This is a genomic window from Streptomyces sp. NBC_00775, assembly GCF_036347135.1.
GTDB lineage: Bacteria > Actinomycetota > Actinomycetes > Streptomycetales > Streptomycetaceae > Streptomyces > Streptomyces lutosisoli.
Genome location: NZ_CP108938.1, coordinates 5653040 through 5665639 on the forward strand (window position 1 = coordinate 5653040; position 12600 = coordinate 5665639).

The window sequence follows — 12600 nt, forward strand, 5'->3', positions numbered from 1 at the left end:
CTCATGCCACCGTCCCCCTCGTGCTCGTGCTCGCACCGGCCCCGTGCCCCGTGGTCTCCCGCTCCCGCGCACCCGCACTGCCCGCCGCCGCGCTCCGCGCGATCCGCAGAAACGCCTCCTCCAGCGAGGCCGACCGCACATCGAGCCCCCGCAGCTCGACGCGAGCCCGCTCGGCCCACAGCAGTAGTGCGGTGGCGGTTCGCTGGAGCTCGTCGGTGCGCAGCTTGATGACGCGGCCCGTCGTCTCGTGGTCGCTCACGCCGAGTTCGGCGAGCGGGGGCAGGTCCCCGAGAAAGTAGCCGTCGGGCAGTTCGAAGGAGATCCGGGACGGCTGGGAGGCGGTCACCTCGGCCGGGGTGCCGGAGGCCGCGATGTGCCCCTCGTGGAGGATCGCGAGCCGGTCGGCCAGCTCCTCCGCCTCTTCCAGGTAGTGCGTGGTCAGCAGCACCGTCGTACCGCCGTCGCGCAGTTCGCGCACCAACTCCCAGGTGCTCCGGCGTCCTTCGGCGTCGAGTCCGGTCGTCGGCTCGTCGAGGAAGAGGACCTCGGGGCGGCCGAGGAGCGCGAGCGCCAGATCCAGGCGCCGCTTCTCGCCCCCGGACAACTGCTTCACCCGTACGCCGGACCGCCGTGTCAGGCCGACCAGGTCCAGGGCTTCCGCGGTGGGTCGCGCGCCGCTCGTGCAGCCCGCCCACATCCGTACGGTCTCCGCGACCGTCAGCTCGGAGGGAAAGCCGCCTTCCTGAAGCATCACGCCGATCCGGGGCCGTACGGCCGCCCGCTCCTGGTACGGATCGTGGCCGAGGACCCGCACCCGCCCGCCGGCCGGGGGCGCGAGGCCCTCAAGCAGCTCGACCGTGGATGTCTTGCCCGCGCCGTTGGTGCCCAGCAGGGCGAAGAGTTCACCGCGGCCGACGGAGAAGCTGACTCCGCGGACCGCTTCAAAAGCTCCGCCGACTCCGCGGCCTCCCCGATCTCCCCCGTACACACGGCGCAGATCAGTGACCTCAATCACGTCATCGTGCTCGTCGTGCTCGCTCGTGTTCATGAAATCAGCGTCGCCGCGGAGGGGGCCCCGCAGCAGTGCGCGGTGTCATCACTCCGCATGACAAATGTCAGATGCGCCGAAGACGTACGGAGAGACGTACGGAGAGACGTACAGAGATGGGCACAGCAAAAAGCCCCGGTCCATGACCGGGGCCTTCGTGCTGGAGCGGACGACGAGGCTCGAACTCGCGACCTCAACCTTGGCAAGGTTGCGCTCTACCAACTGAGCTACGTCCGCATTGCCCCCGACCGGCTTTCACCGATCGGTGCGAGCACCACCCTACCTGATCCACAAGAGTGGTCGGTAAGGGGTTGCAGAGCGGGTGACAGGAATTGCACACTGCGCCTTCCCCCTGGAAGGGGGATGTTCTGCTACTGAACTACACCCGCATGACTCCTTGGGGTTCGTCCTTTCGGCCTTGCCCCTCGGCGTGTTCCAGACTCTAGCTGATCAGACGGGGGTCAGCGCAAGTCGGTTCTTCCCAGGGGCGGATGGCCGGCCGGAGCGAGGGGGTCAGTGCGCCTCGGCGAACGCCTCGTAGACCTTCTTGGGGATGCGGCCGCGCGGCGGCACGTCCATCTTGTTGGAGCGGGCCCAGGCGCGGACGGCGGCCGGGTCGGGGGTCAGCGCGGTGTGCGTGTACGCCTTCCCGGACTTGGACTGCTTGCGGCCGGCCTCAAGGTAGGGCGCGAGCGCCTTACGCAGTTTCTTGGCATTGGCTGGATTGAGGTCGATCTCGTACGACTTGCCGTCCAGTCCGAAGACGATCGTTTCCGCCGCTTCTGAGCCGTCGATGTCGTCAGAGAGAGTGACCACGACACGCTGCGCCACGAATATCGGTCCCTTCGTGCGACATCTCTGCGATCAAGTCATGACGTGCGCAGACGTCACGGAGTTGTCGGGGAGATGTCGACTGTCCGGCTGTTATTGGGCAAAGTATCGGCTATTGCCAATTCATTTGTACAGTGCCCGGCATTGCATTGTGAAGCCCGACTAAATCCTTCCGCGTGTCCGAGGGCAATGGGGTCCTGCCGTTCTTCTGCGGTTTTTCCCAGGATTTTCCGTGCAGGTCCCCGCGTCGATGCGGGATCGTGATCGGGGTCACGTAGGATTCTACGAATCTACGCGAGTAGAAATTTTGTGCAGGTAGTCTGAAGGGACCTGCTCAGCACCACACACCGGGAGTGCCAGTGGCACGCGTCGTAGTCGACGTCATGCTCAAGCCGGAGATCCTCGACCCCCAGGGCCAGGCGGTGCAGCGTGCACTGCCGCGTCTCGGTTTCGAAGGTGTCTCCGACGTACGTCAGGGAAAGCGATTCGAACTGGAAGTGGACGGACCGGTGGACGACGCCGCGCTCGCCCGCATCCATGAACTGGCGGAATCCTTCCTCGCCAACACCGTGATCGAGGACTTCACCGTCAAGGTCGAAGAAGTCGCGGAGGCAGGAAAGTGACCGCTCGTATTGGAGTCGTCACCTTTCCCGGCAGCCTCGACGACCGGGACACGCAGCGAGCCATCAAGCTCGCCGGCGCCGAACCCGTCGCCCTCTGGCACAAGGACAAGGACCTCAAGCAGGTCGACGCCGTGGTGCTCCCCGGCGGTTTCTCGTACGGCGACTATCTCCGGGCCGGCGCCATCTCGCGCTTCTCGCCCGTGATGGAGACCGTCATCGAGCAGGCGAAGTCCGGAATGCCGGTCCTCGGCATCTGCAACGGCTTCCAGGTCCTCACCGAGGCGCACCTCCTCCCCGGTGCGATGCTCGGCAACAACCACCTCCACTTCATCTGCCGCGACCAGAAGCTGCGGGTGGAGAACGCGGAGACCTCCTGGACGGCCGACTACGAGTCCGGCCAGGAGATCCACATCCCGCTGAAGAACATGGACGGGCGGTACGTCGCCGACGAGCACACGCTCGACATGCTCGAGGCGGAGGGCCGGGTCGCCTTCCGTTACGTGGACTTCAATCCGAACGGCTCCCTCCGCGACATCGCCGGCATCACGAACGAGGCGGGCAACGTCGTCGGTCTGATGCCGCACCCGGAGCACGCCGTCGAGCCGCTGGTCGGGACCGGCCGCACCGACGGCCTCCCCTTCTTCACCTCGATCCTCAAGAAGCTGGTCAACGCATGAGCCGCACGCCTCTGGACACGGTCGAGAACGCGGCCGCGACCCCCGACGTCGAGCTGCCCTGGGCCGAACTGGGCCTGAAGAAGGACGAGTACGAGCGCGTCGTCGAGATCCTCGGCCGCCGGCCCACCGGCGCCGAGCTCGCCATGTACTCCGTCATGTGGTCCGAGCACTGCTCGTACAAGTCCTCGAAGGTCCACCTCCGCCAGTTCGGCGAGAAGGCCCCCCAGTCCGACGCCCTGCTCGTCGGCATCGGTGAGAACGCCGGTGTCGTCGACGTCGGCCAGGGCTACGCGGTCACCTTCAAGGTCGAGTCGCACAACCACCCGTCGTACGTCGAGCCCTACCAGGGCGCGGCCACCGGCGTCGGCGGCATCGTGCGCGACATCATCGCGATGGGCGCCCGCCCGGTCGCGGTCGTCGACCCGCTGCGGTTCGGTGCGGCCGACCACCCCGACACCAAGCGCGTCCTCCCGGGCGTCGTCGCCGGCATCGGCGGCTACGGCAACTGCCTGGGTCTGCCCAACATCGGCGGCGAGGTCGTCTTCGACGCCTGCTACCAGGGCAACCCGCTGGTCAACGCCGGCGCCATCGGCGTCATGCGCCACGAGGACATCCACCTCGCGAAGGCGTCCGGCACCGGTAACAAGGTCGTCCTGTACGGCGCCCGCACCGGCGGCGACGGCATCGGCGGCGCCTCGATCCTGGCCTCCGAGACCTTCGACGACGCCAAGCCGTCGAAGCGCCCGGCCGTCCAGGTCGGCGACCCCTTCCAGGAGAAGCTCCTCATCGAGTGCACCCTGGAGGCCTTCAAGGAGAAGCTGGTCGTCGGCATCCAGGACCTCGGCGCGGCCGGTCTGTCCTGCGCGACGTCCGAGCTCGCCTCGAACGGCTCCGGTGGCATGCGCGTCACCCTCGACGACGTACCGCTGCGCGACTCCACGCTCTCGCCCGAGGAAATCCTCATGAGCGAGTCGCAGGAACGCATGTGCGCGGTCGTGGAGCCGGAGAAGGTCGACCGGTTCCTGGAGATCTGTGAGAAGTGGGACGTCATCGCCACCGTCATCGGTGAGGTGACGGACGGAGACCGCCTGGAGATCTACTGGCACGGCGGCAAGATCGTCGACGTCGACCCGCGGACCGTGGCGCACGAGGGCCCCGTGTACGAGCGCCCGTACGCCCGTCCGGAATGGCAGGACGCCCTCCAGGCGGACGACGCCAACAAGCTTCCGCGACCGGCGACGTCGGACGAGCTGAAGGACCAGGTCCTCAAGCTGGTCTCCTCCCCGAACCAGGCCTCCAAGTCCTGGATCACCTCCCAGTACGACCACTTCGTGCAGGGCAACACGGTGCTGGCGCAGCCCGAGGACTCGGGCATGATCCGCATCGACGAGGAGACCGGTCTCGGCGTCGCCATCGCGACGGACGGCAACGGCCGCTACGCGAAGCTCGACCCGTACGCGGGCGCGCAGCTGGCGCTCTCGGAGGCCTACCGCAACGTGGCGACGACCGGCGCCAAGCCGCTCGCCGTCTCCGACTGCCTGAACTTCGGCTCGCCCGAGGACCCGGCCGTCATGTGGCAGTTCGCCGAGGCCATCCGCGGTCTCGCCGACGCCTGCCAGCAGCTGGGCACCCCGGTGACCGGCGGCAACGTCTCGCTCTACAACCAGACGGGCGAGGCGGCCATCCACCCGACCCCGGTCGTGGCCGTGCTGGGCGTCATCGACGACGTCGCCCGCCGTACGCCGGTCGCCTTCCAGGAGGAAGGGCAGCTGCTCTACCTCCTCGGTGACACCCGCGAGGAGTTCGGCGGTTCGGCCTGGTCGCAGGTCGTCCACGACCACCTCGGCGGTCTGCCTCCGCAGGTCGACCTGGAGCGCGAGCGGCTGCTCGCCGAGATCCTCATCTCGGCCTCCCGCGACGGCATGATCGACTCCGCGCACGACCTGTCCGACGGCGGTCTGGTCCAGGCCGTGGTCGAGTCGGCGCTGCAGGGCGGCAAGGGTGCGCGGCTGATCGTCCCCGACGGTCTCGACGCGTTCACCTTCCTCTTCTCGGAGTCGGCGGGCCGCGCGGTCGTCGCCGTCCCGCGCTCGGAGGAGCTCCGCTTCAACGACATGTGCGGTGCGCGGGGCCTGCCGGTCACCCGCATCGGCGTCGTCGACGGAGACACGGTCGACGTCCAGGGCGAGTTCGCGCTCACCCTGGAGGAGCTGCGCACGGCGCACGAGGGCACGATCCCGGCGCTGCTCGCGTAAGCGAACAGCAGTGAGCAGTAAGCAGTAGGCAGTCGTACGACGACGAAGGCCCCGCCCGTTCCCAACGGGCGGGGCCTTCGTCATGCGGGGCCTTCGTCATGCGGGGCCTTCGTCATGCGGGGCCTTCGTCATGCGGGGCCTTCGTCATGCGGCGACCGGTTCCTTCGCCGGCTCCGGAGTGGCCTGCGGGGGAGCGGACCTGGGCAGCCGCAGCGCGAGCGCGGCGGCGAGCGCCATCAGGCCGGCACCGCACCAGAACACCACGCTCGTCGCGTCGATGAACACGTGTACGCCGTCGGCGTGGGCGGTGCCGGTCAGGCGGGCGAGGGTGCTGATGTCGCCGCCGGGGCCGCGGGTGGCGTACAGGCGGGCCAGGACGGTGCCGAAGAGGGCGGCGCCCAGGGCGTTGCCGAGGGACTGGAAGTAGCGGATGGACGTGGTGGCGACGCCGAGCTGGTGGCGTGGGGCCGCGTCCTGGACGAGCAGGATCAGCTGGCCGAGCAGTTGCCCGAACCCGGCGCCGACCAGCAGGAGTTCGGCGCGGATCAGCCAGAGCGAGGTGTCGGGACCGGTGGTCGTGGCCAGGAGCACGAACGCCAGGGCGGTGGTGGCCGTGCCGCTGACGGTGAAGGTCCGTGCCGTCCAGCCGCGCGCGGTGAGCGGGCCGGAGAGCAGCCCGGTCGCCGACATGCCGACGGCCATCGGGAGCAGGTAGAGGCCCGCGGAGGAGCTGGTGATGCCGCGGACGACCTGGAGGTAGATGAGCACGTAGTAGATGGCGCCCATCATCGCGCCGCCCATGATCGCCTGGATGGCGAAGCCGAGGCGTAGTTCGCGGATGCGGAACAGGGAGAGGGGGAGGACGGGTTCGGCCGCCCTCAGCTGTCGCCACAGGAACAGGGCGAGCGTGACGGCCACGACGGCGATCAGGCCGAGGACGGCCGGCGACGACCAGGCGTATTTCTTGCCGCCCCAGTCGGTGACCAGGAGCAACGTGCTGGAGAACGCGGCGGCGAGCGCGGCGCCGGCGTAGTCGAGCGGGCGGCGCACAGGGTGTGCGGGGAGCTTCAGGGCGAAGGCGGAGGCGGCGAGGACCGCGAGGCCGACCGGCAGGTTGACGTAGAAGATCCAGCGCCAGCTCGCGTGATCCGCCAGCAGGCCGCCGATCCAGGGGCCGACCGCCATCGCGGCGCCGGCGACGAGTCCGCCCATGTTGGTGCCCTTGCCAGCGCCCTTCTCCTCCGGGCCCTTGAGGTGGGCGATCACCACCATCGTGACGCTCATCAGCCCGCCGCCGCCCAGGCCCTGCACGGCGCGGGCCGCGATGAGCTGGTCCATCGACTGGGCGGCGCCGCACAGCGCGGAGCCGAGCAGGAAGGTGGCGATCGCACCGGTGAAGACGCGCTTCGGGCCGAGGATGTCGCACAGCTTGCCGTACAGCGGCAGCATCGCGGCCGACGCCAGCGCGAACGCGCTGACCAGCCAAGGGATCTTGGCGATGCCGTGGTCGGGGTCGAGGTCCCGGACGATCGGGACGGTGGCGGCGGACACGATCTGCATGTCCAGGACAGCCAGGACGATCGTGACGAGGCAGACGACGAAGCCGATTTTGCGCTGGGTCTCGGTCATGGGCACCACCATGGCGTCAAATGTGTACCCAGTCAATCTTTCATCTGGGATTAAATTTCGCCTTGGTACAGTGACCGCATGGCTGAGGCGATGGGGCTGCGTGAGCGCAAGAAGCTGCAGACCGCGATGCGGATCTACCGGACCGCCGTCGAGCTCTTCGCCGAACGGGGCTTCGACAACGTCTCCGTGCAGGAGATCGCCGACGCCGCCGAGGTCTCCAAGATGACCGTCTTCAACTACTTCGGTACGAAAGAGGACTTGGTCTTCCTCCCCATGGAGGAGCACTTCGGCGACGCGGCCCGCGCCGTGCGGGACCGGCAGCCGGGCGAGTCCGCCGTGGAAGCCGTACGTCGCCACTTCCTGGAGATGGTCGAGAGCCGCGACCCCGCGGTCGGGCTCAACAGCGAGCCGTTCGCCCGCCAGGTGCGCGGGCTCGTCATGGAGACCCCGGTCCTGATGGAACGCGCCTTCCTCGCCGCCCAGAAGGGCACCCGGGACCTGGCCGCCGCCCTGGCCGAGGAGACCGGCGACCTCATGCTCGGCACGATCGCCGCCGCCATGCTGAGCGCCGCCCGCAACGCCCTGATCGAGGAGCACCACCGCCGCGTCGACGCGGGCGAGAGCGTGGACACCGTCGCGGCCGACGCCGCCGAGCGCGCCGAGCGGGCCTTCGCACTGGTGGAACACGGACTCGGGGACTACGCGCGCAAAGCGTGAGGTTCCCGTACGGATGTCAGTCCGCGCCGTCGTGTTGACAGTGACTGCTGCTAACTTCGGCAACCCTGGGGACGTGTGGGGAACGAGGTACGGGGGAGCGGTGCGAGTACCCGAGCGCGCGCGGAAGTTCGTCAACGTGCTGCTGAGTCTGGTCGCCGTGGCCGGCATCGGCTGGAGCGGCCTGGAGATCTGGCAGGTCCTGTACGGCCGGTACCAGATCAACGAGGCCTGCGCGGGACTCGTCCCGGCCGGGCGTGTGCTCGCACTCTCCCCGGCGGGCGGCTCCATCTCGCACCGGGTGGCCGCCGAGGGCACCATCGAGCTCAACGCGGGACTGCCGCAGGACTGCGAGATCTTCAGCACCGAGGCGGGGGAGAAGTACGGCACCCGCAGCGGCGAGCGCTGGTTCTTCACGGGCGCGGTGGGCGTCGTGCCCGGCGACAAAGCCGTCATCGCCGACGATCCGATATCCAGCATCCTCGACTCGTACGCCGACTACACCTACCCCGCCCAGCCGCTCGGCGGCGGCATAACCGGCCTGGTCTCGGACACGGGCGTCACCGTCCAACTCCCGTGCCCCGAGGGAAAGTCCGACGGCGAGTCGATCAAGGCGCTGTGGGCCAGGGCCTCGCTCATGGACCCCGGGCCGCCCTTCACCGAGAACGGCCAGCTCACCGCCCACGACCGGAGCGTCCTCGCCGAGACCGCCGTGGGCACCGCCAACAACCTCGCCGCACGGCTGGGCTGCGCCGACCGGCTGCCCGATCCGCCGGAGGACATCCCCGCCCTGACCGAGGGCCCGACCTCGGCCTCGCACGCGGACGGCACCTGCGCCTGGTACCGCAAGGCCGGCTTCCCCCGCCAGGAACTGCTCGCTGACCAGGTGCTCGAAAGCCGCGTGGACGACACGCTGTGGGACGAGAGTTGCGGCCTCGTGGTCAGCGACACCCGCGCGCGCGACCTCTGGTACGCGCACCACGACGACATCAAGGACCTCGACGAGCCGACCCGCGCGGGTGACTGGTTCGTCTCCTTCCACACGTACTCCGGGGAGGACGCGAAGTACGTCGAGCTCACAGTCGACGGCAACGACGACCTTCCCGAGCCCGCGGAACCGGGCAAGGCGGGCCGCAGCCGCGATGAATCGATCTGGTGGGCGTCCTCCGTCTGCGACGGAGCGCCCCAGATCCACACGATGACCGTCGCCTACCCGTACGACAAACTGACGGCACCCGCGTACGAGAAGGTCTTCCGCGCCTACGTCACCGACACCGCCGAGCGCCGCGGCTGCACGGACACCAAGTTCCCCGCGTCCTCGACCTTCCGCGCCGACTAGGCTCCCGGCATGCCGCCCGCCAAGAAGCGCACCCGCACCTACGACTCCGCCAAGATCCGCGCCGCGGTGCTCGCACAGTTCGGGAACGTACGAGAAGGCGTACGCGCCCTGACCGATGAGCAGTTGGCGGGGGCCACCGGCCTCGGGGACTGGAGCGTGCGGGACTTGGCCGCGCACATCACCATGGCCGTCGAGACCGTCAGCCGGAACATCGACCGCCCGGAGCCCGCTCAGCAGGAGCCGGTCCCGCGGAAACTCGCCCTGCTCGACTGGCCGTTCGTGACGGCGGCCCGAGCCGGGGACATCGCCGACGGTACGCGTCAACTCGCCGCCGGCAACCCCGACCTCGACGCGCTCTACGCCCGCACCGAGCAGCGGGTCACCGAGCGGCTGGCCACGGCCCCCGACGACCGGCTGCTTGTCACCCGCACCGGTGCCATGACCCTCGCCGACTACCTCGTGACCCGCACCGTCGAACTCGTCGTCCACACCGACGACCTGAACCGCGCCGTGCCCGGCCTCGACATCCCGTACGACCGGCAGGCCCTCGCCGCCTGCACCCGGCTGCTCGCCGACGCGCTCGCCGTGAAGGCGCCCGGCGCGTCGACGGAGGTACGGATTCCGCCGTACGCCGTCGTGCAGTGCGTGGAAGGGCCGCGGCACACTCGCGGCACCCCGCCGAACGTCGTCGAGACGGATCCGCTGACGTGGCTCCGGCTCGCGACGGGGCGCGTGGCCTGGAAGGCGGCGCTGGAAGACGCCAAGGTCAGCGCAAGCGGAGAACGCGCCGACCTCGGGGGGCTCCTGCCCTTGATGGGCTGAGCCCCTCCGGCCCCCGTGGGATGTGTGTCGCCTGCGGGTGAGTGGGGGTTGCTCGCGCAGTTCCCCGCGCCCCTAAAAGGGGCGCGGGGAACTGCGCAATCTTTTGGATCAGCCCCCATCCACCCGCGGCCGACGAACAACGCACGGGGTCGAAGGGGCGGAGCCCCTGGGGGATGGGACGGGTAGGGGCGGCGGGGGCGAAAAACCAGGGAACCAACCACCCCAGTGCTCCCGTCACACCGGCATGGACAAGCAGCGACTGGCCCTCACCGCATTGACCCTGCTTCCGCTCGCGGTGGCCTGCGGCACCGAGTCGGCCGGCGGCAGCGGTTCCGTGGGGTCGCCCTCGTCCCCCGTCACCGAAGTCCACTGGACCATCGACAGCCTCACCGTGGACGGCACGACCAGGCAGGCCCCCGCCAGCGCCTACCTGCGAATCGACAAGGACGGCCGGGCCAGCGGCAACCTCGGCTGCAACGGATTCGGCTCGACCGCCACCGTCAAGGGCGACCGCGTCGAGTTCGGCCGGCTCGAGACGACCGACATGGGCTGCCAGAAGGGCCCGATGACCTTCGAGGAGAACATGAGCCGCACCTTCGTCAACAGCTCGTTCACCACGAAGGTCAAGGGCGACAAGCTGACGCTCACCACCGACGAGGGCGACCGCGTCAGCCTCAGCAAGGAGCAGGACGCGCCTCTGTACGGCACGAAGTGGACCGTCACGGCGCTCGGTGACGCGAACAGCGCCCAGTCCCTCCCGAAGGGCGCCGAGGGCAAGGCGTACTTCGTCCTCGACAAGAAGCACGGCACCCTCTCCGGCCGCCTCGGCTGCAACCACGTCTCCGCGAAGGCGACCGTCCGCGACGGACATATCACCCTCGGCGCGCCCAAGACGACCCGCATGATGTGCGACGGCTCACTCATGGACACCGAGAAGACCTTGCTCGGCCTCTTCGGCGGCACGGTCGTATACGAACTGGATCACCGCACCCTCACGCTGACCAGCACAAACGGCGCGATCATCAGCGCTGTCGCCGACGAGTGATCCATTAGGGTCCCGTATCCCCAATTCGGACCAGTGGTCGATCTCGCCTACACTCGGAGGCGTGCCACGTGGTGACGGTCGACTCAATCATGATCTGCTCCCCGGTGAGAAAGGCCCCCAGGACGCTTGCGGCGTCTTCGGTGTCTGGGCTCCGGGCGAAGAGGTCGCCAAGCTCACTTACTTCGGGCTCTACGCCCTCCAGCATCGGGGCCAGGAATCCGCGGGAATCGCGGTCAGCAACGGCTCCCAGATCCTCGTCTTCAAGGACATGGGCCTTGTGTCCCAGGTCTTCGACGAGACCTCTCTAGGGTCGCTCCAGGGTCATATCGCGGTCGGTCACGCCCGCTACTCGACCACCGGTGCCTCCACCTGGGAGAACGCCCAGCCGACGTTCCGTGCCACCGCGCACGGCTCCATCGCGCTCGGCCACAACGGCAACCTCGTCAACACGGCGCAGCTCGCCGAGATGGTCGCCGACCTTCCCAAGCAGGAAGGCCGCACCACGCGTGTGGCGGCCACCAACGACACCGACCTCCTCACCGCGCTCCTCGCGGCGCAGGTCGACGACGACGGCAAGCCGCTGACCATAGAAGAGGCTTCCGCCAAGATCCTCCCGCAGGTCAAGGGCGCCTTCTCCCTCGTCTTCATGAACGAGCACACCCTGTACGCGGCCCGCGACCCGCAGGGCATCCGCCCGCTGGTCCTCGGCCGGCTGGAGCGCGGCTGGGTCGTCGCCTCCGAGTCCGCCGCCCTCGACATCTGCGGCGCGAGCTATGTGCGCGAGATCGAGCCGGGCGAGTTCGTCGCCATCGACGAGAACGGGCTCCGTACCTCGCGATTCGCGGAAGCGAAGCCCAAGGGCTGTGTCTTCGAGTACGTCTATCTGGCCCGCCCCGACACGGACATCGCCGGCCGGAACGTGTACCTCTCGCGCGTCGAGATGGGCCGCAGGCTCGCCAAGGAAGCCCCTGTGGAGGCCGATCTGGTGATAGCGACCCCGGAGTCCGGGACGCCCGCCGCGATCGGTTACGCGGAAGCCTCCGGCATCCCGTTCGGCGCCGGCCTGGTCAAGAACGCGTACGTCGGCCGGACCTTCATCCAGCCCTCCCAGACGATCCGCCAGCTCGGTATCCGCCTGAAGCTGAACCCGCTGAAGGAAGTCATCAAGGGCAAGCGCCTGGTCGTCGTCGACGACTCGATCGTGCGCGGCAACACCCAGCGCGCGCTGGTGCGCATGCTCCGCGAGGCCGGCGCGGCGGAGGTCCACATCCGGATCTCGTCCCCGCCCGTGAAGTGGCCCTGCTTCTTCGGCATCGACTTCGCGACCCGCGCGGAGCTGATCGCCAACGGCATGACCATCGAGGAGATCGGCACCTCGCTCGGCGCCGACTCCCTCTCGTACATCTCCATCGACGGCATGATCGAGGCCACGACCATCGACAAGCCGAACCTGTGCCGCGCCTGCTTCGACGGCGAGTACCCGATGGACCTTCCGGACCCCGAGCTGCTCGGGAAGCAGCTTCTGGAGACCGAGCTGGCCGCGGGTCCCGCAGCCACGGCCGCGTCCGACGCCATCCGTCGCCCGTAAGCGCCGTAGAGCCCCGTTTCACCAACCCG

11 protein-coding genes and 2 tRNA genes are annotated in these 12600 nt (G+C 68.9%); 8 read left to right on the forward strand and 5 right to left on the reverse strand.

All coding sequences use genetic code 11. The features are described from left to right. Position 1: 1 nt before the first annotated feature. From OIC96_RS25170 to OIC96_RS25185, 4 genes are all read right to left on the reverse strand, one after another. Complete coding sequence (locus tag OIC96_RS25170; protein WP_330305672.1) at positions 2-1048, reverse strand: ABC transporter ATP-binding protein; 1047 nt, start codon at positions 1046-1048, stop codon at positions 2-4. A 161-nt stretch (positions 1049-1209) separates the two neighbouring features. Next, positions 1210-1285, reverse strand: a tRNA-Gly gene (locus OIC96_RS25175). A gap of 80 nt (positions 1286-1365) precedes the next feature. Continuing rightward, positions 1366-1437: transfer RNA gene (locus tag OIC96_RS25180), tRNA-Gly, on the reverse strand. Between the two features lie 124 nt (positions 1438-1561). Next, positions 1562-1879, reverse strand: a complete 318-nt coding sequence (locus OIC96_RS25185; RefSeq protein WP_330305671.1) for a histone-like nucleoid-structuring protein Lsr2 — start codon at positions 1877-1879, stop codon at positions 1562-1564. A gap of 359 nt (positions 1880-2238) precedes the next feature. Here OIC96_RS25185 and purS point away from each other — a divergent pair, with 359 nt between their 5' ends. Genes purS through purL form a run of 3 tightly spaced genes read left to right on the forward strand, consistent with a single transcriptional unit; the run spans position 2239 to position 5434 of the window. Beyond that, entirely contained in the window at positions 2239-2502 is a 264-nt protein-coding gene (gene purS / locus OIC96_RS25190; RefSeq protein ID WP_005482678.1) for a phosphoribosylformylglycinamidine synthase subunit PurS, read from the forward strand. Further along, positions 2499-3179, forward strand: a complete 681-nt coding sequence (gene purQ / locus OIC96_RS25195; protein ID WP_327429924.1) for a phosphoribosylformylglycinamidine synthase subunit PurQ — start codon at positions 2499-2501, stop codon at positions 3177-3179. The genes purS and purQ overlap by 4 nt, the downstream gene beginning before the upstream one ends. Next, on the forward strand, positions 3176-5434 hold the full coding sequence (gene purL / locus OIC96_RS25200; RefSeq protein ID WP_330305670.1) for a phosphoribosylformylglycinamidine synthase subunit PurL: 2259 nt from the start codon (positions 3176-3178) through the stop codon (positions 5432-5434). Before purQ ends, purL begins: the two co-directional genes overlap by 4 nt. Positions 5435-5578: 144 nt before the next feature. Here the strand turns inward: purL and OIC96_RS25205 are convergent, their stop codons facing one another. Continuing rightward, positions 5579-7063 carry an MFS transporter gene (locus OIC96_RS25205; RefSeq protein ID WP_330305669.1) on the reverse strand — a complete coding sequence of 495 codons (1485 nt, stop codon included), beginning with the start codon at positions 7061-7063 and terminating at the stop codon, positions 5579-5581. A 78-nt stretch (positions 7064-7141) separates the two neighbouring features. On the opposite strand from OIC96_RS25205, the gene OIC96_RS25210 reads away from it, so the two are divergent. The 5 genes from OIC96_RS25210 to purF all read left to right on the forward strand — a co-directional run bounded on the left by OIC96_RS25210 (position 7142) and on the right by purF (position 12571). Continuing rightward, positions 7142-7780, forward strand: a complete 639-nt coding sequence (locus OIC96_RS25210) for a TetR/AcrR family transcriptional regulator (protein WP_330305668.1) — start codon at positions 7142-7144, stop codon at positions 7778-7780. A gap of 100 nt (positions 7781-7880) precedes the next feature. Then, positions 7881-9116, forward strand: a complete 1236-nt coding sequence (locus tag OIC96_RS25215; RefSeq protein ID WP_330305667.1) for a hypothetical protein — start codon at positions 7881-7883, stop codon at positions 9114-9116. A gap of 9 nt (positions 9117-9125) precedes the next feature. Further along, positions 9126-9938: a maleylpyruvate isomerase family mycothiol-dependent enzyme gene (locus tag OIC96_RS25220; RefSeq protein WP_330305666.1), complete on the forward strand. Its 813-nt coding sequence runs from the start codon at positions 9126-9128 to the stop codon at positions 9936-9938. A 244-nt stretch (positions 9939-10182) separates the two neighbouring features. Next, on the forward strand, positions 10183-10983 hold the full coding sequence (locus OIC96_RS25225) for an META domain-containing protein (protein WP_330305665.1): 801 nt from the start codon (positions 10183-10185) through the stop codon (positions 10981-10983). A gap of 61 nt (positions 10984-11044) precedes the next feature. Then, positions 11045-12571, forward strand: a complete 1527-nt coding sequence (purF, locus tag OIC96_RS25230; protein ID WP_330305664.1) for an amidophosphoribosyltransferase — start codon at positions 11045-11047, stop codon at positions 12569-12571. The last annotated feature ends 29 nt before the right edge of the window (positions 12572-12600 follow it).

Excerpts from the sequence above, each read along its gene's own strand:
- OIC96_RS25210 (WP_330305668.1), top strand. The coding sequence starts at position 7,142 with ATGGCTGAGGCGATGGGGCTGCGTGAGCGCAAGAAGCTGCAGACCGCG.
- OIC96_RS25205 (WP_330305669.1), bottom strand. The coding sequence starts at position 7,063 with ATGACCGAGACCCAGCGCAAAATCGGCTTCGTCGTCTGCCTCGTCACG.
- OIC96_RS25220 (WP_330305666.1), top strand. The coding sequence starts at position 9,126 with ATGCCGCCCGCCAAGAAGCGCACCCGCACCTACGACTCCGCCAAGATC.
- OIC96_RS25170 (WP_330305672.1), bottom strand. The coding sequence starts at position 1,048 with ATGAACACGAGCGAGCACGACGAGCACGATGACGTGATTGAGGTCACT.
- OIC96_RS25225 (WP_330305665.1), top strand. The coding sequence starts at position 10,183 with ATGGACAAGCAGCGACTGGCCCTCACCGCATTGACCCTGCTTCCGCTC.
- purL (WP_330305670.1), top strand. The coding sequence starts at position 3,176 with ATGAGCCGCACGCCTCTGGACACGGTCGAGAACGCGGCCGCGACCCCC.